The 24,011-nt window shown below is 39.3% G+C and carries 21 protein-coding genes and 1 pseudogene; 13 read left to right on the forward strand and 9 right to left on the reverse strand.

Annotation, left to right across the window (positions count from 1 at the left end):
• The first annotated feature begins 143 nt into the window (after positions 1-143).
• Both murJ and INT39_RS00310 read left to right on the forward strand, forming a co-directional pair.
• Positions 144-1,679 (forward strand): murein biosynthesis integral membrane protein MurJ, encoded by a 1,536-nt coding sequence (murJ, locus tag INT39_RS00305; RefSeq protein WP_193016525.1) that lies wholly within the window; start codon positions 144-146, stop codon positions 1,677-1,679.
• A 1,029-nt stretch (positions 1,680-2,708) separates the two neighbouring features.
• Positions 2,709-2,981: a hypothetical protein gene (locus tag INT39_RS00310; RefSeq protein WP_193016526.1), complete on the forward strand. Its 273-nt coding sequence runs from the start codon at positions 2,709-2,711 to the stop codon at positions 2,979-2,981.
• Between the two features lie 138 nt (positions 2,982-3,119).
• Here the strand turns inward: INT39_RS00310 and argS are convergent, their stop codons facing one another.
• Positions 3,120-4,850 carry an arginine--tRNA ligase gene (gene argS, locus INT39_RS00315; RefSeq protein ID WP_193016527.1) on the reverse strand — a complete coding sequence of 577 codons (1,731 nt, stop codon included), beginning with the start codon at positions 4,848-4,850 and terminating at the stop codon, positions 3,120-3,122.
• Positions 4,851-5,021: 171 nt separating this feature from the next.
• Here argS and INT39_RS00320 point away from each other — a divergent pair, with 171 nt between their 5' ends.
• Positions 5,022-5,576 carry a VOC family protein gene (locus tag INT39_RS00320; protein WP_193016528.1) on the forward strand — a complete coding sequence of 185 codons (555 nt, stop codon included), beginning with the start codon at positions 5,022-5,024 and terminating at the stop codon, positions 5,574-5,576.
• A gap of 154 nt (positions 5,577-5,730) precedes the next feature.
• On the forward strand, positions 5,731-6,483 hold the full coding sequence (gene cutC / locus INT39_RS00325; RefSeq protein ID WP_193016529.1) for a copper homeostasis protein CutC: 753 nt from the start codon (positions 5,731-5,733) through the stop codon (positions 6,481-6,483).
• Between the two features lie 159 nt (positions 6,484-6,642).
• Here the strand turns inward: cutC and INT39_RS00330 are convergent, their stop codons facing one another.
• From INT39_RS00330 to INT39_RS00350, 5 genes are all read right to left on the reverse strand, one after another.
• The gene (locus tag INT39_RS00330; RefSeq protein ID WP_193016530.1) at positions 6,643-8,217 is read right to left on the reverse strand and encodes an ATP-binding cassette domain-containing protein; all 1,575 of its coding nucleotides are present in this window, start codon (positions 8,215-8,217) and stop codon (positions 6,643-6,645) included.
• Positions 8,218-8,445: 228 nt separating this feature from the next.
• Positions 8,446-9,252: a hypothetical protein gene (locus INT39_RS00335; RefSeq protein WP_193016531.1), complete on the reverse strand. Its 807-nt coding sequence runs from the start codon at positions 9,250-9,252 to the stop codon at positions 8,446-8,448.
• A 129-nt stretch (positions 9,253-9,381) separates the two neighbouring features.
• Positions 9,382-10,356 carry a tRNA 5-methoxyuridine(34)/uridine 5-oxyacetic acid(34) synthase CmoB gene (gene cmoB, locus INT39_RS00340; RefSeq protein WP_193016532.1) on the reverse strand — a complete coding sequence of 325 codons (975 nt, stop codon included), beginning with the start codon at positions 10,354-10,356 and terminating at the stop codon, positions 9,382-9,384.
• Positions 10,356-11,108 (reverse strand): carboxy-S-adenosyl-L-methionine synthase CmoA, encoded by a 753-nt coding sequence (cmoA, locus tag INT39_RS00345; protein ID WP_193016533.1) that lies wholly within the window; start codon positions 11,106-11,108, stop codon positions 10,356-10,358. The genes cmoB and cmoA overlap by 1 nt, the downstream gene beginning before the upstream one ends.
• A 187-nt stretch (positions 11,109-11,295) precedes the next feature.
• Positions 11,296-11,694, reverse strand: coding sequence for an MAPEG family protein (locus tag INT39_RS00350; protein ID WP_193016534.1), 399 nt, complete (start codon positions 11,692-11,694; stop codon positions 11,296-11,298).
• Between the two features lie 266 nt (positions 11,695-11,960).
• Here INT39_RS00350 and aspS point away from each other — a divergent pair, with 266 nt between their 5' ends.
• The 6 genes and pseudogenes from aspS to ruvB form a co-directional block, all read left to right on the forward strand.
• Complete coding sequence (aspS, locus tag INT39_RS00355; RefSeq protein WP_193016535.1) at positions 11,961-13,745, forward strand: aspartate--tRNA ligase; 1,785 nt, start codon at positions 11,961-11,963, stop codon at positions 13,743-13,745.
• 3 nt (positions 13,746-13,748) lie between these two features.
• Positions 13,749-14,183 (forward strand): dihydroneopterin triphosphate diphosphatase, encoded by a 435-nt coding sequence (nudB, locus tag INT39_RS00360; RefSeq protein WP_193016536.1) that lies wholly within the window; start codon positions 13,749-13,751, stop codon positions 14,181-14,183.
• Positions 14,184-14,211: 28 nt separating this feature from the next.
• Positions 14,212-14,967, forward strand: coding sequence for a YebC/PmpR family DNA-binding transcriptional regulator (locus INT39_RS00365; protein ID WP_193016537.1), 756 nt, complete (start codon positions 14,212-14,214; stop codon positions 14,965-14,967).
• A 125-nt stretch (positions 14,968-15,092) separates the two neighbouring features.
• Positions 15,093-15,614 (forward strand): crossover junction endodeoxyribonuclease RuvC, encoded by a 522-nt coding sequence (gene ruvC, locus INT39_RS00370; RefSeq protein WP_193016538.1) that lies wholly within the window; start codon positions 15,093-15,095, stop codon positions 15,612-15,614.
• A gap of 103 nt (positions 15,615-15,717) precedes the next feature.
• Positions 15,718-16,341 carry a Holliday junction branch migration protein RuvA gene (gene ruvA / locus INT39_RS00375; protein ID WP_193016539.1) on the forward strand — a complete coding sequence of 208 codons (624 nt, stop codon included), beginning with the start codon at positions 15,718-15,720 and terminating at the stop codon, positions 16,339-16,341.
• A 12-nt stretch (positions 16,342-16,353) separates the two neighbouring features.
• Positions 16,354-17,340: pseudogene (ruvB, locus tag INT39_RS00380) on the forward strand (Holliday junction branch migration DNA helicase RuvB); the annotation flags it as partial.
• Positions 17,341-17,459: 119 nt separating this feature from the next.
• On the opposite strand, the gene znuB reads toward ruvB, so the two are convergent.
• Both znuB and znuC read right to left on the reverse strand, forming a co-directional pair.
• Positions 17,460-18,245, reverse strand: coding sequence for a zinc ABC transporter permease subunit ZnuB (gene znuB / locus INT39_RS00385; protein ID WP_193016541.1), 786 nt, complete (start codon positions 18,243-18,245; stop codon positions 17,460-17,462).
• A complete protein-coding gene (gene znuC / locus INT39_RS00390; RefSeq protein ID WP_193016542.1) occupies positions 18,238-18,963 on the reverse strand; it encodes a zinc ABC transporter ATP-binding protein ZnuC in 726 nt (241 codons plus the stop codon). The genes znuB and znuC overlap by 8 nt, the downstream gene beginning before the upstream one ends.
• Positions 18,964-19,037: 74 nt before the next feature.
• Between znuC and znuA the strand changes: the two genes are divergently transcribed.
• The 3 genes from znuA to lpxM all read left to right on the forward strand — a co-directional run bounded on the left by znuA (position 19,038) and on the right by lpxM (position 22,400).
• Positions 19,038-19,982 (forward strand): zinc ABC transporter substrate-binding protein ZnuA, encoded by a 945-nt coding sequence (gene znuA / locus INT39_RS00395; protein ID WP_193016543.1) that lies wholly within the window; start codon positions 19,038-19,040, stop codon positions 19,980-19,982.
• A gap of 12 nt (positions 19,983-19,994) precedes the next feature.
• Complete coding sequence (gene mepM, locus INT39_RS00400) at positions 19,995-21,320, forward strand: murein DD-endopeptidase MepM (RefSeq protein WP_193016544.1); 1,326 nt, start codon at positions 19,995-19,997, stop codon at positions 21,318-21,320.
• A 105-nt stretch (positions 21,321-21,425) separates the two neighbouring features.
• Positions 21,426-22,400, forward strand: a complete 975-nt coding sequence (gene lpxM / locus INT39_RS00405) for a lauroyl-Kdo(2)-lipid IV(A) myristoyltransferase (protein WP_193016545.1) — start codon at positions 21,426-21,428, stop codon at positions 22,398-22,400.
• 82 nt (positions 22,401-22,482) lie between these two features.
• Here lpxM and pyk read toward each other — a convergent pair whose 3' ends face one another.
• Entirely contained in the window at positions 22,483-23,925 is a 1,443-nt protein-coding gene (gene pyk / locus INT39_RS00410) for a pyruvate kinase (RefSeq protein ID WP_193016546.1), read from the reverse strand.
• Positions 23,926-24,011: the final 86 nt, after the last annotated feature.

Genomic DNA, 24,011 nt, shown 5'->3' on the forward strand with positions numbered 1-24,011 from the left:
CATGTGTTTTTCTCTTATTGGAATTAGCTAAACGTCAGTTGAAACTGCTTATTTTTAGCCAATTGAGGATTGATTTTTCGATGTTAGAGACGGAGTATAGTCCCTTTCTTTTTATTCCATTCAACAAAAATTAGAATGACTTTATGAATTTACTTAAATCACTTGCCGCTGTGAGCTCCATGACTATGTTTTCACGAGTCTTAGGGTTCATTCGTGATGCAATCATTGCGCGTATTTTTGGCGCAGGTATGGCAACCGATGCTTTTTTTGTTGCGTTTAAATTACCAAATTTACTTCGCCGTATTTTTGCTGAGGGTGCATTTTCACAGGCATTTGTTCCTATCTTAGCGGAATACAAAAATCAACAAGGGGATGAAGCAACTCGCACTTTTATTGCTTATGTGTCGGGAATGTTGACACTGATCCTTGCCGTTGTCACCGTGATCGGCATTGTGGCTGCACCTTGGGTAATTTATGTTACTGCACCCGGTTTTAGTAGTTCACCTGATAAATTTCAATTGACGACAGATTTATTACGGGTCACCTTTCCTTATATTTTTCTTATTTCTTTAGCTTCATTAACAGGCTCAATTCTTAATACGTGGAATCGTTTTTCTGTTCCTGCATTTGCACCAACACTGCTTAATGTCAGCATGATCTTTTTTGCTCTTGTCGTTGCGCCTTATTGTAATCCACCAATTATGGCATTAGCGTGGGCCGTGGTTGCGGGAGGTGTGTTACAACTGGCGTATCAATTACCGCATTTGAAGAAAATTGGTATGCTGGTATTACCCCGGGTTTCATTTAAAAATAGTGGAGTATGGCGAGTTCTTAAATTAATGGGGCCGGCCATTTTGGGGGTTTCTGTTAGTCAAATATCATTGATTATCAATACGATTTTTGCTTCTTTCTTAGTTTCAGGCTCTGTTTCTTGGATGTATTACGCAGACCGACTTATGGAATTACCTACCGGTGTATTAGGTGTGGCATTAGGCACTATTTTATTACCATCATTATCTAAAAGTTTTGCCAGTGGTAATACGCAAGAGTATAGAAAACTGATGGATTGGGGACTAAGATTGTGCTTCTTATTAGCATTACCTTGTACCATTGGTTTAGCAGTATTGTCTGGTCCTTTAACTGTTTCTTTATTTCAATATGGTAACTTCAATGCACATGATGCATTAATGACACAACAAGCGTTAATAGCTTACTGTGTTGGGTTGATGGGACTTATTATTATTAAAATCTTAGCTCCCGGTTTTTATTCTCGTCAGGATATTAAAACGCCCGTAAAAATAGCCATTGCAACACTTATCCTTACGCAACTTATGAATCTAGCATTTGTGGGTAGCTTACAGCATGTCGGTCTTGCGCTTTCTATAGGTATTGCGGCTTGTTTCAATGCATCAATGTTGTTCTGGCAAATTCGTAAGAAAGATATCTATCAACCTTTAGCGGGGTGGCCTGTATTTTTGTTAAAACTGACGATTGCACTTGTGGTCATGGGAGCAGTTTTAGTCGGAATGTTATGGATAATGCCAAGTTGGGATGTTGGCAGTATGCTAATGCGGATCTTACGTCTGTTATTGGTTGTTGTAGCGGGAGCGGGTAGCTATTTTGTTGCTTTATATGCGTTAGGTTTTAGACCACGCCATTTTTCGTTACGCGCTTTATAGTTTATGGTACAGACTCCTTGCTACGGTGTTAAGCGCGAGGAGTCTTAAACCAATAATGTTTTTGTTAGCATCACTTCGGTTATCTAGATCCTTCCTCTATTTTTAGACTATTTATAATGCCACTCAGATCACATTTTTAGCATTTAATTCAGCCCGCCATATTTATTGCATTGAGAGAAAAAAACAAAAAATAGGCTGGGGAGAATTTTACTAGATTCTTTTTTTATTAAATTTTTTTTCCAATCATTGAACGATTCATACAGTTTTTCGGCATTTTAATATGACTTTTATCTGTTATTGATAAATAAATCTAAACATTAAACATGCCGAATATCTTTAGATAATTTGTCTACTAAAGGTGTGGTTTTACATAAAGTAAAAAAATAGACGCTATATTCTAAACACTTATGGTTTGATAAATTATCTTTTTTTAGATAAACTCTCTGGTGTTGTCTAGGTTTAAAAAATGACACATCTGTTAAATATTTCTTACTTAATGATGATATATTACAAATATTTCAAAATATTGCAGTATATTTTAAAATATTTGATTTTTTTGATTTAAAACATATTATTATTTCTTTATTCAGGTAGATTAACCGTGACTGTAAAGTTATTTGCTTGTTATCGTTCAGTACTACTGAAAGTAATCATATCTATTTTGTCTGCGCTTCAAATAGGTAAATACGATTGCTGGGGATAAGCAGTGAACAATAAGTCGTGTAAATAATGAAAATAATATTGAATCTATTATTAATGGGTAATTAGGTTACTGAGAATTCAGTATGGTACACTAATTATTACTTTCATTTGTTCCGTCTTTGTTTTCTGTTTTTCCCTCTCTTTTCAAATCCTTCGCAATATTTCTCACTTTTTTCATTAATAGCTCAATAACTCAAATATTTCTTCATTTGTTCGCTATACTCAAAGCAGTTGTAAACTATTAGATATTTCTAGTTTGAAGACTACTAAACAATCATTCGATGATTTTTAGTAAAAATAAAAATAAAAGAGTGTCAAGGAGCTACTATGAAAAAAGCAATTATCATTTCTGTATCATTAGCTACGCTATTTCTTGCAGGTTGTACGGCGGACGGAAAAATTAATACCTCAAAATTAACACCAGTTAACTGTGTTGGTGTATTTGACAAGACTAATGAGAAGCTGTCATTCACAGCTAAAGATGTCAATGACCGCCTTTATAGCCCAAGCAAACCAATAGATAGTGTTGATGGCTGGATTGAGGCGAAAGATATCAGAGGGCTATTGTGTCAGGATGTTATAACTGCTAACGAAGATTAATGATTAAGTAGCATTGGACGTTGAATTGGAGTGAGCAATTGAAGTGGTTCTCTCGTTATATTGAATAAATTAATAAAAAAACCGATGGTTAAATTGCCATCGGTTTTTTTGTCACTGTTATTTGATAATAGGGAAAAATTACATTCTATCGACCGTTTCAATACCTAATGTATCTAAACCTTGCTTTAACGTTCTCGCTGTTAAACGAGCCAGTTTTAAACGGCTTTGGCGAGTATTTTCATCTTCAGCGGATAAGATAGGGCAGTTTTCATAAAAACCAGAGAAAGATTGTGCTAGATCGTAAAGATAAGCGCACATCACATGAGGTGTGCCATCTCGTGCAACCTGCATAATAGTCTCATCAAATTGTACTAAACGTAATGCTAATTGTTTTTCATGAGATTGAGTTAATGCAATAGGCTGTGTTAATGAGTTTTCATCAATGTCAGCACGTTTAAAGATTGAAGCAACGCGTGTATAGGCATATTGCATATAAGGCGCAGTATTACCTTCAAAACTTAACATTAGATCCCAATCAAAGATGTAATCTGTTGTACGGTTTTTAGATAAATCAGCATATTTAACCGCACCGATACCGACAACTCGAGCAACATTATTTAATTCTTCTTCATCCATATCAGGATTTTTTTCAAGAATTAAGTTACGAGCTCTATCATAAGCTTCATCAAGTAAATCGGTTAAACGAACTGTACCACCAGAACGTGTTTTAAATGGGCGACCATCTTTACCTAGCATCATGCCAAACATATGATGCTCAAGTGACATTGATTCAGGAATATAACCAGCTTTACGTACAATCGTCCACGCTTGCATTAAATGCTGATGCTGGCGAGAGTCGATATAATAAAGAACACGATCAGCATGTAGGTTTTCATGACGATATTTCGCACAAGCAATATCGGTTGTTGTATAAAGGTAGCCACCGTCTTTTTTCTGAACGATAACACCCATTGGTTCGCCTTCCTTATTTTTATACTCATCAAGGAAAACAACGGTTGCACCTTCACTTTCTACAGCAAGGCCTTTCGCTTTTAGGTCAGCAACAATACCAGGTAACATCGGGTTATAAAGACTTTCACCCATAATGTCATCTTCAGTCAAAGTGACATTAAGGCGTTGATAAGTGACTTGGTTTTGTTGCATGGTGATATCAACGAGTTTACGCCACATGGTACGGCAATATTCATCACCACCTTGCAGTTTTACAACGTAGTTACGGGCACGCTCTGCAAATACGTCATCTTCGTCATAGCATTTTTTAGCTTCGCGATAAAACTCTTCGAGATCCGATAACGCCATATCTGCGGCATTTTCGTTTTGTTTTTTTTCTAAATACGCAATCAACATACCAAATTGCGTTCCCCAATCACCTAGGTGATTAGCTCGAATAATATTATGGCCTAAGAAAGATAAAGTACGTGCACTCGCATCACCGATAATGGTGGAACGTAAGTGACCCACATGCATTTGTTTCGCAACATTCGGCGATGAATAGTCGATAACAATAGTTTGAGGTGCGACTGGGGTAACATTCAAATGTTCATCAGCTAATGCATTATCAGCTTGTTTAGCTATCCATTCTTGGGTTAGAAAAATATTGATAAAACCAGGGCCTGCGATTTCAACTTTATCTGCAATATCGGTAATATCGAGCTTTTCCAGAATTTTTTCTGCGAGTTGTCGGGGTGGGATCCCCATTTTTTTTGCAGCTCCCATGACACCATTTGCCTGATAGTCACCAAATTGTACTTTAGCTGACTGACGGACAAGAGGTTCGCTATCAGCGGGTGCGCCAGCAGCACACATTGCCACACTGATTTTTTCTGAAAGAAAAGCCTGAATATTCACCGGGTTACCTTAAATTATTGAGAAAATAAAACCTGAAGACAGATGCCTGCCAAGTTTATTATAAAGAATTGGGATTAACCTTGAATTTATAACATATTCCAGCTAGGACATGCTACTATCTGAGCCTTATCTTTAAGGTTTTTTCTCTGTTTTTCATTAAGGTTGCTCAAAATGGCGTTATTTTCTTCAATACCTCAATTAAATGATTTAAATCGTGAACTTCCATTCTTTGAAGAAAATATGATGCAATTTGCTAATAGTATAGGTTTAGATTTAACACGGTACTCTACCGATCATGTATCGTTACGTTGTCACAATTTAGAGTTGGCAACGCAATGGCAAATAGGGCTAAGTCAATGTGGAAAGTGTATTTCTGATAATGTCATTAATGGGCGACCTATTTACCTATTTCAGTTAGATACGCCATTAATGATTTTAAATCAGCCTATCTCTATTATTGAATTGCCATTTCCAACACATAAAACATACGAATACCAAGGTTGGGAACATATAGAACAAGTTATTTCCATTGAACCTACTGAATTAGTGAATAAAGTGATGTCATTTTTACCTCAACCTTTACCAGAGGGAATTGGTTTAAAAATCAGTGAGCCTAAAGGGGAAAAAGAGCGTTTGCCTAATCCGACGGTTGCTATTTCTAATGGAAAAGTCACTGTGAAGTATCATCCTTATTCGTTACTTGAAATCGTAGAAAGTGAGTGTTGAGCGACATTTTCAGAAAATAGTTTGCTTGTGTCAGCACAAAATTCTGATGGTGGAATTGAATGAATAACGATATTCGACAACTATTGTTAGTAATCGCTAAGAAATGATATTTATTTTCTGATTACTTTCTGTATTAAGGATAAAGAGGGATGATATGGCTACGTTGGAGATTTGTTGTTTTGGCGCAGAATGTGCGTTGATAGCAGAACGAGCAGGCGCAGATAGAATTGAGCTGTGCACCAGCCCATCGGAAGGTGGCATTACGCCAAGCTTTGGGATGCTAAGACAAGTTAGGGATCTTGTTCGTATACCCGTTCATCCCATTGTACGCCCTCGTGGTGGTGACTTTTGTTATACACAAGCTGATTTTTCAGCAATGAAAAATGACATTAGTCTTATCCGCGATATGGGGTTTTCGGGTGCTGTTGTGGGTCTTTTAAATGAAGAAGGGCATATTGATCTCCCTAAAATGGAAATCTTAATGGAACTTGCTGGCCCATTAGCGATTACTTTTCATCGTGCTTTTGATATGTGTATTAATCCGCTATTGGCATTAGAACAGCTTACTCAATTAGGCGTTTCTCGTATTTTAACGTCAGGGCAACAGGCAAATGCGGAGCTTGGCTTATCTTTATTACGAACATTAAATGAAAAAACGAAAGGCCCCATCATTATGGCGGGTGCTGGTGTAAGACTAAGTAATATCCAAAAATTCTTAGATGTAGGCTTAAAAGAAATTCACAGTTCCGCAGGGAAAGTCGCCCCCTCAACTATGGTTTATCGTAAAGCTGGGGTAACCATGAGCTCAGACAGTGAAGTCGATGAGTTTACTCATTACTGTGTTGATGAAGATACGGTTGAAGCAATGAAAGATATTATGAGCATTCATGCACCTTTAGCGTCTTAAATTTAATAAAATAAGCTTGAGCTAAAGATTCGAAGACTGCGCCAAAAAAGCGCAGTCTTACGTTCTGGTGAGTTAAATTCTTACTCTCTATTAATAGAACATCATTAGTTTTTATGTCCTTTATTCTTCCAAATATATTGCAATAAATCTGTATTGTATTTACTCAATATCTTCTAATAATAATGTATGTGTTATACCGCAACGCTCAACAAAGGCTTCATCGTGAGAAATTAATAATAATGTGCCTTGATATTCGATTAGCAAATTTTCTAACAGTTGTTTAGACTCAATATCAAGATGATTATCGGGTTCATCAAGCAATAATACCGCAGGGGGCGTTGGGCTGTGGGTTAATGCTAATAATGTCGCTTTTAATTGTTCACCACCACTTAATTTTTCAAGGGGAAGCAAAGATTTATCGCCTCTGATCCTTAACATACCAAGGCGTGTTCGCCATTGTTCGATAGAAATAGCGGGTTGATATTGGTGTAAAGCGTGAGCAACGGGTAATGTTTTATCAAGTAGAGCAAGATGTTGATCGAGGTAACAGTAATCCTGATTAAGACGAAACTCTCCTGATAATGGTGTGAGTTTTTGGATCAAACATTTTAATAATGTTGATTTCCCACCCCCATTTTTACCTTTAATATGCCAATGTTCATTACCGTAAGCGGAAAATGAAATAGGGCGTTGGTAACCATACGGTAGTTGAAGATTATCAACAAACACATTTAAACGATGGCCTTCACTTTGATAATTCAAGGTGATTTTTTGTTGATGGATATGCGATTTTTCCTCATCCACATTCTGTTTTTGGGATTGCATATCTTCGATAACACGCTGATGCCGTTTAGCAACGGCAGATTGACGTTGTTCTGCTCGATTTTTTTGCATATCAAGCAAAAGTAAGCATTGAGAGCCACTTTGTCTGATAGACTCGCCTTGTCGTTTGCGCTGTGTTGCCTTTTGTAATGTGGCTTGTTGTTGACGTTTCTCATTTTTTATTTGGCTATTTAATCGTTCACTAGCGGCCTCTAAAGAGGCAGTTTCTGCCTCTTTCTGCATTTCATATAAGGCATAATTCCCCCCATATTCAGATAAGCCCTTTTCACTTAATTCTAAAATAGCATCCATATAAGTGAGCAAGTTACGATTATGACTCACGATCAACGATCCTGCTTTGTGTTGTGCTAATTGTTTCACCAGCCATTGCTGCCCTTGGTAATCAAGATGATTATCAGGTTCATCTAACAGAAGAAAACTATCTTCACATAAAAAGGCATGGCAAAGTGCCAAACGTGTTTGTTCACCACCACTAAGATGTGCAATAGGTGTCTCAAGTGCGACAGGAAGTTGTGCGGAATTTAATAAATTTTGCCAAGTAACGGGGAGTTGCCATTTATCATCAAGCAACTCAATATCTTCCAGTGTTGCAATGCCAGCATCAACACGTTTGAATGCTTGATGGATCTCATTAATACCTAAAGCTTCAGCAAGTGTATTACCTTGTAATCGTGTTAATTGATCAACGTGAACAAAGGGTCTGTTCCAATTAATTTGCCCTGAAGTTGGTAATATTTTTTGTGCTAATAATCTTAAGAGCACCGACTTTCCTTTACCATTATGACCAATTAAGGCATTTCGCTGACATGCGAGTGAACGAGTTAAAGGGGGAAAAAGGGCTTCTTGATTAAATTCGATATTAAGTTGTGAAAAGTGACAGGCTATTGCCATCGTGAGACCTCCTATGAGAAATAGGTGGCAGACAGCCGAGATCTTTTTTAGATACGACGAAATAAACTATTGTCTGCCAGTAACAGAAAATGAATACCAATGCGGTATTTGAAATAATTTTCTGGCAGAATTTAGTTCATCGTGGGGAAGTCCCTTCTTAAATGTAAATGGAGTAATAACGAGCGTATTAAAACATGAATAAATAAGAACAACAAGCGTTGAATAACGCTATCTGCGATTGCGTATTTTGATTTTTAGCATCATGCGTTTATAAATTGGTAATAGATTAATATAGGTAATACAAGCTAAAGGAATACTATAAAATAGGGTGCCGTAAGCCATGCCTACATGAGGAACATTAAAATAATCACTGTGTTGCGGAATTAAATAGAGATAATCAATTTCATTTAAATATTGTGGTGTTAATCCACCATAAGGCACTAAAAATTGAAAAATAAGTACAGAGAAAAGGCATAACATAAAATTAATAACTAATAGTGCAGAATAGAGTAGGTTTTTTCCCATTTCTTCTTTTGTTTTTACTTGGTAACCACTAATTATACGATTGGCGATGATCACAGCGTAAAGCCAAATAATTAAATTTTCATCACCCATAATCATACTATTGATAATTAAAGCAAAAATACTATAAATTGGGATGAGTGCAAAAATAAATTTAGTGCGTGCAAATGCAGCCATAAATACGCCAGAATGCACAAGAATAAATTCAAATAAAAATAAAACCGTAAGATTATAAATGGTTTGAACAGAAAAACGCTCAGGGAGCCACCAAACAGTAATAATAAAAGCGACGTATAAAATCTGTGTGGCATAATCAAATAATGAGAAAAAAAGTTGAATGCCACGTTGTAATGGCGTTAATGGTAGCGCTTTTACCGATGTTGTTTCTTCTATAAAGGATGAAAAAAGAGGATCATTATATTGTTGGCATTTATTTTTTTGTAAAAGAGACTGTTGCTTCTTTTGAGTTATTTTCTTTTGATTAGCCGCTTTGTTTTTTGATGTATTTGCCATAATTTTTCTTTAAACGCTTATCAGAGAGTAAAAATAGAGTTAAAGATAATTTTAATAAGAAAGTAACGACGATATTATGGAAAAAGGGATATTAAATAAATTGATATCCCTTTTAAATAAAATAAAAACTTAAGGCTTAGTTGCAATTAATATTGCACGTTTAGGGGCAGGATAGCCTTCAACTGTTTTTGTTTTATCATTCACATCTAAGAAGGCATCTAATGAATCCGTTACCATCCAATCTGTTTTACGTTGCTCATCAAGTGAAGTTGTGTTTTCATCGACAATGCGGACATCGTTAAAACCACATTTTTCTAGCCACACTTTTAGCATTTTCGCTGATGGAATAAAGTACACATTACGCATTTGTGCATAACGTTCACCTGGGATCAAACATTGGAATTCATCACCATCAATGACGAGGCTTTCTAAGACTAATTCGCCTCCAGAAACCAGTTGGTTTTTTAATTGCCATAAATGATCAAGTGGTGAACGACGATGATAAAGTACACCCATAGAAAAAACGGTATCAAAGGCATGTAAATCGGGCATTTGTTCAATACCAATAGGAATTAAATGCGCGCGCTGGTCGTTACCTAATAATTTTCTGACGGCTTCAAATTGGCATAAAAAAAGCTGAGTGGGGTCAATTCCCACAACAAATTCAGCGCCTTCCCCTAACATTCGCCACATGTGATAACCGCTACCACAACCCACATCTAGTACTAAACGGCCTTCAAGTGGTGAAAGGTGAGGCAATACTCGATCCCATTTCCAATCTGAACGCCATTCTGTGTCAATATCAACACCATAAAGGGAAAAAGGACCTTTTCGCCATGGCATTAATGATTTTAAAATATTATTTAAACCAAGTTGTTCTCCCGCACTTAATGCCGGGGTGCTATTGGCGATAACGCCTTTTTTTAAATCAAGTTCAGAGGGCGTGATTTCGGGCAAGTTTTCTAGCATTCTTTCCCATGATGCAAAATGACCATGTAATGCATAAGAACGCCATTGTGTAAGTTGAGCGGGTAAGGTTTCTAACCAATGAAATAAGCGCTCATCTTGCGCAATATGTTGATAAAAAGAGCCGAAATTAATCATTAGTTATTGCCTTTAATCGCTAAAAGAGAGCCGAAATTAAAACATTGGAACCAAACTTCTGCATGTGAAAAACCGGCACTATGTAAGCGAGTTTTATGCATTTCAACAGAGTCTGTTAGCATGACATTTTCTAGCATGCTACGTTTTTGACTGATTTCTAATTCACTGTAACCATTAGCACGCTTAAAATCATGGTGCATATTAAACAGTAGTTCACCAATCTCTTTATCTTCAAAACTAAATTTTTCAGAAAGGACTAACACTCCACCCGGATTAAGACCTTGGTAGATTTTATTTAATAATGTTTGGCGATCATGTGGTTCTAAAAATTGTAGGGTGAAATTAAGCACCACCATTGAGGCGTTGTTAATCTCGATATCAAGAATATCCCCTTCAATAATATCAACGGGTGTTTCCGCTTTATAGGCATCAATATGGCGCTGACAACGTTCTACCATAGCGGGTGAATTATCAATGCCAATAATTTTGCAACCTGCAACATTAATATTACGGCGCATAGAAAGGGTAGCCGCACCTAAAGAACAGCCTAAATCATAGATTTGGCTATTAGGTGTAACAAAGCGACCAGCAAGCATTCCAATCATAGAAATGATATTAGAGTAACCCGGTACTGAGCGTTTTATCATATCTGGGAACACTTCAGCGACTTTTTCATCAAAGCGCCAGTCACCAAGGTTAGCAATAGGTGTCGCAAATAAGCTGTCTTGTTGTGATGATTTTGAGTTCGACATAACTAAAATAGGTTTAAGGAATAAAAGAAGTGAGCATTCTACCAGAAGCGACGGTGCTCACAAAGTTGCATTATTTAGAAAGAAATTGGAAAAAATAAATAAACCTTTTTGATACCTTGCCGTTATTAGAGACAACAGCAAGGATGTCGGTTTTGATCATGGATGATCATGTTATTCCCACGAGGACTTAATAATAAAAGGAAAAGATTTGTATCCAAGGAAGGAAATAAATATTAGCAATGATCATCAATACCATTGATAAGTAAGTGGCGGCCATGCCTGAACGACGCCAACGAAGTTCGCGGTGTTTTAATCCATAAGAGTGTAAGAAGCGACCTGCGATTAAAATTGAGCCACAGATGTGTACCATCCAAACAAAAGCACCATTCATTTCCATAACCAGCAGTAAGATCATGGAAATAGGAATATATTCTACCGCATTGCCATGAACGCGGATGGCTGTTTGTAATTCATAAAAACCACCATCACCATAAGCAACCCGATATTGTGTTCTGAGTTTTACAACATTGAAGGACAGTTTAATCAATAATAGTGCGCCCAGTACGATATAAAGCGAGCTAACCATCTTTTCTCCATTGCCAAAGCCAAAAAACGGCGAATTTAATGATAAACCTCAAAGCGACTTCTGTCGCTATAAATAATTATTATTAATTAATTGTTTGGGGATTAGCAAATCCTTGAAAAGATGTATCATATAAACTAGGTCTATACTCTTATCTCCATGAAGAATTTTCGTTATAATGTCTGCCTTTTTTTTGACACTACTCGAAAAAGACTATTGCCAAAATTTCCGCAGCAGAAAGCACAACAAGCTGAGTAAAAGGATATTGTATGCGTACTAATTATTGTGGGCAGTTGAATAGTGCCCATGTGGGCCAAAAAGTGACTCTTTGTGGTTGGGTTAACCGTCGCCGTGACTTAGGTGGGCTTATCTTTATTGATATGCGAGATCGCGAAGGTATTGTTCAAGTCTTCTTTGACCCAGAGCAGAAAGAGGCATTTTCTCAGGCAGCAGAACTGCGTAATGAATTTTGTATTCAAGTCACAGGAACAGTACGCGCTCGTCCTGATAGCCAAGTTAACAAGAATATGGCAACAGGTGAAATTGAGTTAGCGGCAGAATCTCTGTCTATTTTTAACCGTTCAGAGCCATTACCGTTAGATAGCAATCAAACAAATACGGAAGAGCGTCGTTTAACCTATCGTTATTTAGACCTGCGTCGCCCTGAAATGTCAGATCGCTTAAAAACTCGTGCCAAGATCACAAGTTTTGTTCGTCGTTTTATGGATGGTGAAGGTTTCCTTGATGTTGAAACCCCAATGCTAACCAAAGCGACACCAGAAGGCGCGCGTGACTATTTAGTTCCAAGCCGTGTGCATAAAGGTAAATTTTATGCATTACCACAATCACCACAGTTGTTTAAACAACTGTTAATGATGTCTGGTATTGACCGTTATTATCAAATCGTAAAATGCTTCCGTGATGAAGACTTACGTGCTGATCGCCAACCTGAATTTACACAAATCGATGTTGAAACCTCTTTCATGAGTGCAGACCAAGTGCGCGAAGTGATGGAGCGTATGATCCATGCTTTATGGTTAGATATTCTAAATGTTGATTTAGGCGCGTTCCCTGTGATGACCTTTGCGGAAGCAATGCGTCGCTATGGTTCAGATAAGCCTGATTTACGTAACCCAATGGAACTCAAAGACATCGCTGATTTAGTTAAAGATGTTGAGTTCAGTGTGTTTGCACAAGCTGCAAATGATGAGAATGGCCGTGTTATCGCACTGCGTGTACCTGGTGGCGCATCATTAACCCGTAAGAATATCGATGAATATACACAGTTTGTCGGCATTTATGGTGCGAAAGGCCTTGCGTGGATGAAAGTCAACGAAAGTGCAAAAGGTATTGAAGGTGTACAAAGCCCAATTGCTAAATTCCTAACGAACGAGGTTGTTAATCGTATTTTAGAAACAACGGGCGCAGCAGACGGTGATTTAATCTTCTTTGGTGCGGGTCGTAAAGGCACAATGAGTGATGCAATGGGTGCGTTGCGTTTGAAAGTCGGACGTGATCTTGAACTGACAGACTTAAGCGCATGGAAACCATTGTGGGTTATCGACTTCCCAATGTTTGAAGAAGATGAAGATACCGGTGGCTTAAGTGCAATGCACCATCCATTTACGTCACCAAAAGACTTATCACCTGTTGAGTTGACCGCACATCCAGTGGGTGCAGTGGCGAATGCGTATGATATGGTCATTAACGGTTATGAAGTGGGTGGTGGTTCGGTACGTATTCACCGTAATGAAATGCAACAAGCGGTGTTTAGCATTTTAGGTATTTCGCCAGATGAGCAACAAGAGAAATTTGGTTTCTTATTAGATGCACTAAAATTTGGTACGCCACCACATGCCGGTTTAGCTTTTGGTTTAGACCGTTTAGTGATGTTGTTAACGGGAACGGATAACATTCGTGATGTTATTGCTTTCCCTAAAACAACTGCGGCTGCATGCTTAATGACTAATGCACCAAGCTTTGCTAATGCCGATTCTTTAAAAGAGTTAGCGATTGCAGTGACTCAAAAAGAAGTTAGCGAAGATAAAGAGTAAATGATGAAATATAAGCGCCCGATATCCGTTTTAGTTGTTATTTATGCAAAGGAAACCAAACGGGTGCTTATGCTGAAGCGTCGAGATGATCCTGATTTCTGGCAATCAGTGACGGGCAGTATAGAAGAGGGGGAAACCCCTTTTCAAACCGCATTGCGCGAAGTGCAAGAAGAGATTGGAATTGATATCATAAAAGAAAGTCTTGAGCTGGTGGATTGTCATCGCTCAATTATTTTTGAGATTTTTGCACATTTTCGGCATCGTTATGCACCTGATGTGACACATTGTCAGGAACATTGGTTTACGTTAGCACTGCCCGCAGAGCGAGATATAGCGCTAACTGAACATTCACAATACCAATGGCTAGACGCGTCACAGGCGGCAAAATTAACAAAATCCGCCAGTAATCAGCAAGCAATTGAAGAATTTGTTATTTAATGATTAGACCACGTTTGGAGATATTTTCATGGCAGGTCATAGTAAATGGGCCAATACAAAACACCGTAAAGCAGCGCAAGATGCGAAACGCGGTAAAATTTTCACTAAAATCATCCGTGAATTAGTTACAGCAGCACGTTTAGGGGGGGGCGATCCTGCAACTAACCCACGTTTACGTGCGGCAATTGATAAAGCATTATCAAACAACATGACTCGAGACACCTTAAATCGTGCAATTGCACGCGGTGTGGGTAGTGATGAAAATGATAATATGGAAACTATCATCTATGAAGGCTATGGCCCAGCGGGTACGGCAGTGATGGTAGAGTGCTTAAGTGATAATCGTAACCGTACTGTTTCCGATGTTCGTCATGCATTTACCAAAACAGGGGGTAACTTAGGAACAGACGGTTCAGTTTCTTACCTGTTTACCAAAAAAGGCGTGATTTCTTACGCACCCGGTGTTGATGAAGATGCTGTTATGGAAGCTGCGTTAGAAGCAGGTGCTGATGACGTTGAAACTTATGATGACGGCGCTATCGATGTTTATACTACGCCAGAATCGTTTGGTGAAGTTAAAGATGCAATGGATGCTGCGGGTTTTGTGGCTGAATCAGCTGAAGTTTCGATGATCCCATCCACGAAAGCGGAACTTGATATTGAAACTGCACCAAAATTACTGCGTCTTATCGATATGTTAGAAGACAGTGATGATGTACAAGAAGTATATCACAACGGTGATATCTCGGATGAAGTTGCAAAACAACTGGAAGATATCCTGTAATCGTTCTAACGATTATCGAAAATAACAGTGTTCAATTCTGTTATTAGAAAGTGCGAAGAGAAGAGCAAAGCAGGGTTTATTGCTCTTTTCTCTCGCCATCGACCATATCGGCAACAGGAAATGATATGGCTATCATTTTAGGTATAGACCCAGGCTCGCGTGTTACAGGTTATGGCGTAATTCGACAGCAAGGGCGACAGCTTATCTATTTGGGAAGTGGGTGTATTCGTACACAGGTTCCTGACCTTCCTAATCGACTTAAACGTATTTATGCAGGTGTCAGCGAAATTATCACGCAATTTTCGCCGGATGTCTTTGCTGTTGAACAAGTCTTTATGGCTAAAAATGCCGACTCTGCCTTAAAGCTGGGGCAAGCGCGAGGTGTGGCAATATTAGCGGCAGTAAATAACGATTTGCCCGTTTTTGAATATGCGGCTCGGCAAGTCAAACAAACTGTTGTGGGTACAGGCGCCGCTGATAAAAGCCAAGTACAGCATATGGTGCGATCAATATTAAAATTATCAGCGGCACCTCAATCAGATGCTGCCGATGCGTTGGCGATTGCGATTACCCATTGCCACTTTAACCAAAATTTATTACGCGTGGGTGATCCTCGTCTCGTTTTAGCACGCGGTCGATTAAGATAGGTCTTTATCTTGCTCATTGTCTTTGGTTTTTCACAAGCTGGATATACGTCCAGCTTTTTTTATGTTATAAACTTGACGTAATTATTTTTGCGGAGGCGTTAAGGTGATAGGTCGTATCAGAGGAATTATTCTTGAAAAACAGCCACCAGTGGTGCTGATCGAAGCAGGTAATGGTGTTGGATATGAAATTAATATGCCAATGACCTGTTTTTATGAATTGCCTGATATTGGCCAAGAAGCCATTATCTACACGCAATTTATTGTACGAGAAGATGCACAGTTACTTTATGGTTTTAACCAAAAACAAGAACGCGCACTTTTTCGTGAACTAATTAAAGTGAATGGCGTAGGGCCTAAATTAGCATTGGCGATTTTATCAGGCATGTCAGCTCGCCAATTTGTTACCGCCATTGAAAACGAAGCTATTTCATCATTAGTCAAATTACCGGGTGTTGGTAAGAAAACAGCCGAGCGTTTAGTGGTTGAAATGAAAGACCGCTTTAAAGGACTCAATGGTGATTTATTCGATCAAAACAGTGATATTGAATTGCCTGCAAGTACATCACCTAAAGCACCAACTACCGCAGATATTGAAGCAGAAGCATCATCAGCATTAATTGCATTAGGGTATAAACCGCAAGAAGCGGCTAAAATGATCAGTAAAGTAGCTAAACCGGGTGCGGATAGTGAAACGCTGATTAAAGAAGCTTTGCGTGCGGCTATTTAGGGGTAATACATTGTGATTGAAGCAGATCGCCTGATTTCAGCAGAAATTCAACAACCTGAAGAAGAAATGATTGATAGGGCCATTCGGCCTAAATCTCTTGCCGACTATGTAGGGCAACCTCAAGTTCGTGAGCAAATGGAGATTTTTATTCAGGCAGCTAAATTACGTCATGATGCTTTAGACCATTTACTTATTTTTGGACCTCCTGGGTTAGGTAAAACAACACTGGCTAATATTATTGCCCATGAAATGGGCGTTAATTTGCGTACGACATCAGGCCCTGTATTAGAGAAAGCCGGTGATTTAGCCGCAATGCTGACTAATCTTGAACCTCATGACGTGTTGTTTATTGATGAAATTCACCGTCTTTCCCCTGTTGTTGAAGAAATTCTTTACCCTGCCATGGAAGATTATCAACTTGATATCATGATTGGTGAAGGGCCTGCAGCACGCTCTATTAAAATTGATTTGCCACCTTTTACACTTGTTGGTGCAACCACAAGAGCCGGTTCATTGACATCCCCTTTACGTGATCGCTTTGGTATTGTTCAGCGCCTTGAATTTTATAATGTTGACGATCTACAACATATTGTTTCGCGTAGCGCCAACTTTATGGGGCTTGATATGACCACTGAAGGTGCTCGTCAAATTGCGATGCGATCACGAGGTACACCTCGTATTACTAACCGATTATTGCGCCGTGTACGAGACTTTGCTCAAGTGAAAGGGAATGGCGCTATTGATGAAGACACTGCATCTAAGGCTCTTGATATGTTGAATGTTGATGCGGCAGGTTTTGATTATTTAGACCGCAAATTACTCTTTGCAATTATTGATAAATTTATGGGTGGCCCTGTAGGGCTTGATAATCTTGCCGCAGCGATCGGCGAAGAACGTGAAACCATTGAAGATGTATTAGAGCCTTATCTTATTCAACAAGGGTTTATTCAACGTACGCCAAGAGGCCGTATTGCAACGAGCCATGCCTATCGTCATTTTAATCGTATCGTAAAAGATTAAGCCTACGTTCTATAATTTATAATAAACAGATAAAAATAACCCTTGATGGCGTAATCACCTCAAGGGTTATTTTTGTATTAAGGCGTAATTTACCCAAATTATTGTTTAGCAGGAGCAAATAGACTCAAGATAAATAAACAGCTAGCCGCCAATACAACTGAAGGGCCAGCTGGGGTATCGTAAAGTGCTGAGAAGGTTAATCCCCCTGTAATTGCAAACATACCAACCACAATTGCAATAATCGCCATTTGTTCAGGTGAGCGGGCAAAGCGGCGAGCTGTCGCTGCGGGAATAATTAGCAGAGAAGTAATAATCAACGCGCCCACAAATTTCATTGCTAACCCAATGGTTAATGCGGTGATCATCATTAATTTCAAGCGTTCACGTTGAATATTAACACCATCAACAAAAGCCATATCTTGATTAATAGTCATAGAAAGCAATGGACGCCATGAACGAATAATTACAAATAAGACAATGACGACGCCAATAAAAATACTGATAACATCTTGGTAGTTAACCGAAAGTAAGTCACCAAATAAATATGCCATAAGATCAACGCGAACATTGGACATTAAACTGACAACGACAAGCCCTAAAGAAAGGGCGCTGTGTGCCATGATCCCTAATAGGGTATCAACAGACAGTTGTGGTTTTAGTTCTAACCATACTAATAAAATGGCTAACAGCAGGGTGACAATGATAACAGCATAGAAAGGTTCGATATTAAAGAGCAACCCGAAAGCTACCCCAAGTAATGAGGCATGCGCTAATGTATCGCCAAAATAAGACATACGACGCCAAACGACAAAAGAACCTAAAGGGCCTGCCGCTGTTGCTAAGAGCATACCCGCAATCCAGCCTGGTAATAGCAACTCAATCATGACGGCACTCCTTACTGTGTTGATGATGATGACGATAAATACCGAGTTGCTCAGCACCACGACTACCAAACATAGCAATAAATTCCGGATGAGAAGAAACTACATCAGGCGTACCGGAACAGCAAATATGACCATTTAAACAGAGGACTTCATCTGTTTTTGCCATCACCAAATGAAGATCATGGGAAACCATTAAAATGGCACAGCCTAACTCATGGCGAAGTTGATTAATTAAATCATAAAGAGCAAGTTGACCATTGACATCAACACCTTGAGTTGGTTCATCTAACACTAAAAGTTGAGGGCGATTAAGTAATGCCCTTGCTAACAATACACGTTGAGATTCACCGCCAGAAAGTTTCTGCATAGGCTGATGAATTAATTTAGCCGCATTTACTCGCTCTAAGGCAGGAAGAATATCTTTATCTTGCACACCCGGTTTTAGTGTCATAAAGCGTTTAACTGTTAATGGCATTGTGGGATCGAGATAAAGCTTTTGGGGTACATAGCCAACCCGTAGCCCGTGTTGACGTTCTACTTTTCCTGAGGTTGGATTTAATAAACCAAGCACCAAACGGATAACCGTAGATTTACCTGCACCATTGGGGCCAAGTAAGGTGAGAATACGGCCTGCATTTAAATCAAAAGAGATATCTTTTAAAATTTCTCTTTGACCAAAAGAAACACAAACCGATTTTAAACAAATCAAGTCAGACATAAAATTAGCACTTGCAGAATCATTGAAACGTTATAATATAACATTTCCAATGATGATTCACGAGAATTCTTCCAATGTTACATAAAAACAACAAATTTGCGCATCGTTTTTTATTGAAATCATTTTTAGCGACAGCGATGATAACCACATTCAGTGCTTCAGTTCAGGCAGATGTGGTCGCTTCTATTCGGCCTATTGGTTTTATCGCAGCGGCTATTGCAGATGGAGTGACACCAACAGACGTTTTATTGCCAGATGGCGCTTCTCCACATGATTATGCGTTAAAACCCTCTGATTTGAAAAAGATCACCTCTGCCGATCTGATGGTATGGGTCGGGCCTGATATGGAAGTGTTTTTAGATAGGCCATTAAACAGACTTACTGACAATCATAAGTTGGCTTTAGCGGAAACTGACGAAATAAAGTCACTTTTATTAAAAGAGGGGGATGACAATGTGTATAAATATGAGGAAAATCACGAACATCATTCTCACGGTGATTATAATATGCACATCTGGTTATCACCAGAGATTGCGTTGTCGTCTGCAAAACTGATCCATGAAAGGTTAATTGCACTTTATCCAGATAAAAAAGCACTTCTGGACGTAAACCTAAGTAAATTCAGCGAACAACTCAAGCAAACTGATAAGAATCTTGTTAATATTCTGTCGCCTGCTAGAAGTAAGGGTTATTTTGTCTTTCATGATGCTTATGGCTACTTCGAAAACCATTATAATTTAAAGCCATTAGGTCACTTTACGATCAATCCTGAAATACAACCAGGCGCACAGAAATTACATCAAATACGAACACAGTTGGTTGAGCAAAAAGCAACCTGCATTTTTGCTGAGCCACAATTTAGGCCGACGGTAATAGAGACAGTGGCGAAAGGCACTGGGGTTAAAATGGGTGTATTAGACCCCCTAGGAAGTGGGATTGCTCTAACTCAAGAGAGCTATGTGAAATTCCTTACTCAACTAGCTAACCAATATGCGAGCTGCCTGAATGAAACACAATAAGGAATTAAGAACGTGCAGCAGAAGAAATCCATTGCACAGGTATACTTAAGTTTACCACTCCCACATAAAATTATGCTTGGTTCGTTAACTGCAGCAACATTGGCCGTCGCAATTTGGCGGCCTGTGGTACTTCAAAATGAGCAAGGCCGTGAAGTTCCTGTCAGTATTCAAATGCCACTCGTTAATCAAGGTGAAAATACGGATGACATTATCACTGACAGTAGCGATCAACTGACTACTGAAGGCTTGGTCGATGCTGATGATGGCACTGATACGAGCACTGCAGTTGCACAAGTTCCTCATACTTATATTGTTTCTAGTGGTGATTCATTAAGTTCAATACTGACTCAGTTTGGTATCGATTCTGCTGATATTGCAACTATCTCTAATCAAAATAAAGATCTCAGAAACCTAAAAATAGGGCAACCTATTAGCTGGGAACTTGATGATAATGGGTTATTGCAAGAATTAAGTTGGGGTGTTTCTCGCCGTGAAACCCGCGTTTATACCCGCACAGAAACAGGTTTTAAAGAATCAAAAGAATTCCAAAAAGGGGAATGGAAAAACAGTGTGACCACAGGTGTTATTCGTGGCAGTTTTTCTGTTAGTGCAACAAATGCTGGATTAACCAATTCTGAAGCACGCGCAGTTACCAAAGCATTACAATGGCAAGTTGATTTTAAAAAATTACAAAGCGGTGATCAATTTGCAGCACTGTTTTCTCGTGAAGTGCTTGATGGTCGTACCGAACAAAGTGAGTTAATCGGTGTGCGCTTACGTAGCGCGGGCAAAGATTACTATGCTTTCCTTGCTGAGGATGGTCGTTTCTATGACAGCCAAGCTGGGGGATTAGAGCGCGGTTTTATGCGTTTTCCAACGGTAAAACAGTTTAGAGTTTCATCTCAATTTAACCCCCGTCGTATTAACCCTGTTACAGGACGTTTAGCTGCTCATAAAGGTGTCGATTTTGCCATGCCAGTAGGGACTCCAGTATTAGCAACAGGGGATGGCGAAGTGATTGTGGCAAAATACAGTGGCGCGGCTGGTAACTTTATCGCGATTCGCCATGGTAGCCAATACACCACACGCTATATGCATTTACGTCAGTTATTGGTAAAGCCAGGGCAACGTGTTAAACGTGGTGACAGAATAGCCTTATCAGGCAATACAGGACGTTCTACAGGGCCTCATTTACACTATGAGATGTGGATCAACCAACAAGCTGTTAATCCATTAACGGCAACATTACCTCGTGCTGACGGTTTAACAGGCAAAGATAAGCAAGAATACTTAGCTAAAGTCAAAGAAATCAAGCCTCAATTAGTGCTAGCCGATTGACAGTAAACACGAATTTAAAGACATAAAAGCGGATGATTGATATCATCCGCTTTTGTTTTAACGTTTTTTACGCCTATTAGGGGTGTCAGTTCAGAGAGTTATCTGATGAATAAAGAAAAAGATACAGATAGCAAAGCGGGTTATGTGCCCACTTTCCACCGTGCGTATTTGCATCCTCGTCACTGGGGAACATGGTTAGGTGCAGGTGTTTTAAGTGCATTGGCTTATATGCCAGTCAAATGGCGTGATCCATTTCTTGCTTCTATTGGTCGTTTTGTTGGGCGTAAAGCGAAAAGCGCAAGACGTCGTGCAGATATCAACTTAAGATACTGTTTCCCTCAGTGGGATAAAACACAACGTGAAAGTGTACTTGATGGCATGTTTGAAATTGCACCCCAATCTTTTGCCATGTTAGCTGAACTTTGCTTAAGAGGGCCTGACCGCATATTAAAACGGACAAACTGGCAGGGCTTAGAGATTATTGAACGTTTTAAAGAACAAGGCCGTAATGTCATTTTTATGGTGCCCCATGGTTGGGCTGTTGATATTCCTGCAATGCTATTAGCAGCAAAAGGCCAGCAAATGGCGGCCATGTTCCATCACCAAAAAGATCCTGTTGCTGATTATTTATGGAATAAAGCACGACATCATTTTGATGGACGATTGCATTCACGCGAAGCAGGCATTAAGCCATTTATTTCTTCTGTACGACAAGGCTTTTGGGGATATTATTTACCCGATCAAGATCACGGTGCTGAGCATAGCCAATTTGTCGATTTTTTTGGCACCTATAAAGCGACATTACCTGCCATTGGGCGTTTAATGAAAGTATGCCGAGCGGCTATTGTGCCTTTATTTCCAGTGTATTGTCATAAAACACATCAATTGACTATTATTATTCGTGAGCCAATGGATGATATTGAAGGTAAAGATGATGCTTACATTGCACGCAGAATGAATGAAGAGCTAGAAGCGTTAGTCACGCCAACGCCAGAACAATATACGTGGATCTTAAAATTATTGAAAACACGTAAAGAGGGTGAAATAGAGCCTTACGCGCGTGAGAATATCTTGGATTAGTCAGCGATAAATTGATAAGCCGATATAAAAAACGGGCACTTAATTAAGTGCCCGTTTTGCTATTAACATTTACAAAAATAGCTTATTCAACAGTCAGAATACGACAGGTGTTGGTACTGCCTACTGTGCCCATTTGGTCACCTTGAGTCACTAACACTAAATCACCAGACACTAAGAAACCTTTATCACGTAAACGCCCAATCGCTTCATTAGCGGCTGCGATGCCATCCGTGTGAGTGCTGCAAAAAACAGGTGTCACACCACGGTAAAGTGCAGTTTGGTTGAGTGTTTTCTCATGACGAGACATAGAGAAAATAGGTAAACCCGTGCTAATGCGAGACATCATGCGTGCTGTACGCCCTGATTCTGTCATAGCGATAATCGCATTAACACCTTTCATATGGTTGGCTGCATACATGGTGGACATTGCAATAGCTTCTTCCACAGTATCAAACACCATATCTAAGCGGTGTTTAGAGATATTGGCGGCTGGCATTTTCTCAGCGCCTAAACAGACTTGAGCCATTGAAGCAACTGTTTCAGCTGGATACTGGCCTGCTGCGGTTTCTGCTGAAAGCATAACGGCATCCGTACCATCTAATACGGCGTTAGCTACGTCCATAACCTCTGCACGTGTTGGCATTGGGTTTGTTATCATTGACTCCATCATTTGAGTTGCAGTGATAACGACACGATTAAGCTGGCGAGCACGGCGAATAAGTTTTTTCTGGACACCAACAAGCTCTGGATCACCAATTTCAACGCCTAAGTCACCACGAGCGACCATCACGACATCAGAAGCAAGAATGATTTCATCGATAATTTCATCATTAGCAACCGCTTCGGCACGCTCGACTTTAGATACGATTTGACATTCACAGCCCGCATCGCGTGCTAAACGGCGAGCAAGGTTTAGATCTTCACCTGTTCTTGGGAATGAGACCGCTAGATAATCAACGCCAATTTTTGCTGCTGTAATAATATCTTGCTTATCTTTTTCGGTTAACGCATCAGCAGAGAGACCTCCGCCTAATTTATTAATACCTTTATTATTGGATAAAGGGCCACCCACAGTGACTTCAGTAAAAACTTTTAGTCCGTCAACTTTGAGTACTTTTAATTGAACGCGACCATCATCAAGCAGTAAAATATCACCCGGAACAACATCGGCAGGCAAACCTTTATAATCAATACCGACTTGAGTTTGATTACCTTCGCCTTTTTCTAAATTGGCATCAAGTAAGAATTTATCACCGACATTTAGGAAAACTTTTCCGTCTTTAAACGTAGAAACACGGATTTTAGGGCCTTGTAAATCCCCAAGAATAGCAACATGGCGACCAAGTTTTGCTGCAATTTCACGCGTACGATTAGCGCGAGCAAGATGATCTTCCGCAGAACCATGAGAGAAATTTAATCGAACAACGTTTGCGCCAGCAATAATAATTTTTTCTAAGTTATTATCACGATCTGTTGCTGGGCCTAAGGTGGTAACAATTTTTGTTCTTCTGAGCCGTCTGGACATGTATTACTCCGTTGACCTTGAACGAAAGGTGTTGGCTATTGGATAAAATAGGGAAAAGGCAATATTTTATCCAATATGTTAAGTGA

The sequence above is a fragment of the Pseudomonas sp. FME51 genome, from assembly GCF_014897305.1.

Coding starts and splice junctions, on each gene's coding strand:
- murJ (WP_193016525.1), top strand. CDS start 144: ATGAATTTACTTAAATCACTTGCCGCTGTGAGCTCCATGACTATGTTT.
- INT39_RS00310 (WP_193016526.1), top strand. CDS start 2,709: ATGAAAAAAGCAATTATCATTTCTGTATCATTAGCTACGCTATTTCTT.
- INT39_RS00320 (WP_193016528.1), top strand. CDS start 5,022: ATGGCGTTATTTTCTTCAATACCTCAATTAAATGATTTAAATCGTGAA.
- cutC (WP_193016529.1), top strand. CDS start 5,731: ATGGCTACGTTGGAGATTTGTTGTTTTGGCGCAGAATGTGCGTTGATA.
- INT39_RS00330 (WP_193016530.1), bottom strand. CDS start 8,217: ATGGCAATAGCCTGTCACTTTTCACAACTTAATATCGAATTTAATCAA.
- INT39_RS00335 (WP_193016531.1), bottom strand. CDS start 9,252: ATGGCAAATACATCAAAAAACAAAGCGGCTAATCAAAAGAAAATAACT.
- cmoB (WP_193016532.1), bottom strand. CDS start 10,356: ATGATTAATTTCGGCTCTTTTTATCAACATATTGCGCAAGATGAGCGC.
- cmoA (WP_193016533.1), bottom strand. CDS start 11,108: ATGTCGAACTCAAAATCATCACAACAAGACAGCTTATTTGCGACACCT.
- INT39_RS00350 (WP_193016534.1), bottom strand. CDS start 11,694: ATGGTTAGCTCGCTTTATATCGTACTGGGCGCACTATTATTGATTAAA.
- aspS (WP_193016535.1), top strand. CDS start 11,961: ATGCGTACTAATTATTGTGGGCAGTTGAATAGTGCCCATGTGGGCCAA.
- nudB (WP_193016536.1), top strand. CDS start 13,749: ATGAAATATAAGCGCCCGATATCCGTTTTAGTTGTTATTTATGCAAAG.
- INT39_RS00365 (WP_193016537.1), top strand. CDS start 14,212: ATGGCAGGTCATAGTAAATGGGCCAATACAAAACACCGTAAAGCAGCG.
- ruvC (WP_193016538.1), top strand. CDS start 15,093: ATGGCTATCATTTTAGGTATAGACCCAGGCTCGCGTGTTACAGGTTAT.
- znuB (WP_193016541.1), bottom strand. CDS start 18,245: ATGATTGAGTTGCTATTACCAGGCTGGATTGCGGGTATGCTCTTAGCA.
- znuC (WP_193016542.1), bottom strand. CDS start 18,963: ATGTCTGACTTGATTTGTTTAAAATCGGTTTGTGTTTCTTTTGGTCAA.
- znuA (WP_193016543.1), top strand. CDS start 19,038: ATGTTACATAAAAACAACAAATTTGCGCATCGTTTTTTATTGAAATCA.
- lpxM (WP_193016545.1), top strand. CDS start 21,426: ATGAATAAAGAAAAAGATACAGATAGCAAAGCGGGTTATGTGCCCACT.
- pyk (WP_193016546.1), bottom strand. CDS start 23,925: ATGTCCAGACGGCTCAGAAGAACAAAAATTGTTACCACCTTAGGCCCA.